Origin of the sequence: Butyricicoccus sp. (genome assembly GCF_050872565.1) — a bacterium.
GTDB lineage: Bacteria > Bacillota > Clostridia > Oscillospirales > Butyricicoccaceae > Butyricicoccus_A.
Map to the genome: position 1 here is coordinate 1 of NZ_JBNMHC010000454.1, position 1,489 is coordinate 1,489.

1 protein-coding gene and 2 pseudogenes are annotated in these 1,489 nt (G+C 45.1%); 2 read left to right on the forward strand and 1 reads right to left on the reverse strand.

The genetic code is table 11. From position 1 onward, the window contains the following. Both ACR0P9_RS12445 and ACR0P9_RS12450 read left to right on the forward strand, forming a co-directional pair. Nucleotides 1-331, forward strand: a pseudogene (locus ACR0P9_RS12445) (hypothetical protein); the annotation flags it as partial. A 108-nt stretch (nt 332-439) separates the two neighbouring features. Further along, nucleotides 440-1,045: a hypothetical protein gene (locus tag ACR0P9_RS12450; RefSeq protein ID WP_432620619.1), complete on the forward strand. Its 606-nt coding sequence runs from the start codon at nt 440-442 to the stop codon at nt 1,043-1,045. A gap of 137 nt (nt 1,046-1,182) precedes the next feature. On the opposite strand, the pseudogene ACR0P9_RS12455 reads toward ACR0P9_RS12450, so the two are convergent. Further along, nucleotides 1,183-1,489: pseudogene (locus ACR0P9_RS12455) on the reverse strand (hypothetical protein); the annotation flags it as partial.

Sequence of the window (1,489 nt, forward strand, 5' to 3'; positions counted from 1 at the left end):
GAGTCATCCGTTGGCGCAGGAAAACACGCTGACTTTTTCGCAGATCAATGGATTTAATTGCTTGGTGCGCGATCAGCTTGGCTTTTGGAGCAATTTGTGTCATGAAAAAATGCCCGCCTCAAAATTTCTCGTGCAGACGGATAGCTTTGCTTTGGAAGAATTGATTCGATCTTCTACGCTGCTGTGTTTTACCACCAATTTGGCAGGATGGGAGCAACAGGAGGTGTTGCGCGATAGAGTGATTATTCCGCTTGTCGATGACGAGGCAACGGCGGCATATCAGCTCATTTGCTTGCCGAAAAATAAAGACTTGTTGAAGCCGTATATATAATCATTGACAATGGAGAGAATATTAGGTATAATGACTACAACATATACAAAGTGTATGCGTATAAAATTTATTTTTTTTGTGTGTTATCGACAATGGGTGGGCGCATTTATGAAAAAAAGAGCTTTTTCTACGGCTTTGTTGCTGTCGGTTCTTGCCATGCTTCTGTCAGGCTGCGGAACGTCGGAGCAAGAACAGAAACCAGCGGTGCAGGAACAGCAGACGGAGCAGACTTCCGCGTTCTTGGAAAAGTGTTCGTTGACACTGCCGGTATGCACAGTATCCATGAACACACCAGACAATGAAGTGGCAATTCAAGAAAAGTATGGTCTCACAATGGACGAATGGAATGCCCTTGCGAATGATTCGGATAGCTTTTTGCAATTGGATATACAAGAGTGTTCGGACTCGGACGCCAGCGTGAATGCTGAAGTCACGATTACCGCTAACGGAATTACCGATACGGTGTCTTTGACAGGCAGACTTACGGAAATCAAACTGGACAATGGAGATCAATGCTTTGCCGGCGGGTTATCTGGATATTTAAACGCAGACAATTCGCAGGAAAACGCGGTTACGTTGTCTGTAAATTATGATAAGACTGCGCAGATGTGTTATGTAACAGCACAGATTGGCGATACACTTTGTTTAGATTTTGGAACGCCTTTTGACGGACAGAGTGAGATTTACCAAAAGCTGAAAGATGCACAGGTATAAAGAAAATGGACGCATCGGATGGAACAACCCATCCGGTGCGTTTTTAATAAAAGAAAAAAGCAACAGAGCAGCTCGGGGAAAAGAGCTGCTCTGTTTTGGAAATATGAGAGAGAATAGAAAGGTGGGTAAATCTTTGTTTAGCCAACTCCGAGCGGGGAGAAGGTGATGTAGATTGCTGCGAGAATCGCAAAAGTCACAACAACGACCGGAATGCGGTACTTCCACGGCGTCATATCGACAACTTCCAAGTTCGGCAGTTCGTATGGCGTCTCGCGCGGCTTGATCTTGGAGCAAGCCCACAGCAGAACGATGTCAACAACGAATGCGGTTACTTCAAAGTAGAGGAAGTGCAGCGGAACGGTATTCATCAGAACGCCGTATACAATGATGTGAACAATAATGGTGAGCTTCGGTGCGAAGTTCGGGATGTTCTTGTTGAGCATA

What these genes read in the sequence shown, in the direction of transcription:
- ACR0P9_RS12450 (WP_432620619.1), top strand. Translation starts at nt 440, where the DNA reads ATGAAAAAAAGAGCTTTTTCTACGGCTTTGTTGCTGTCGGTTCTTGCC.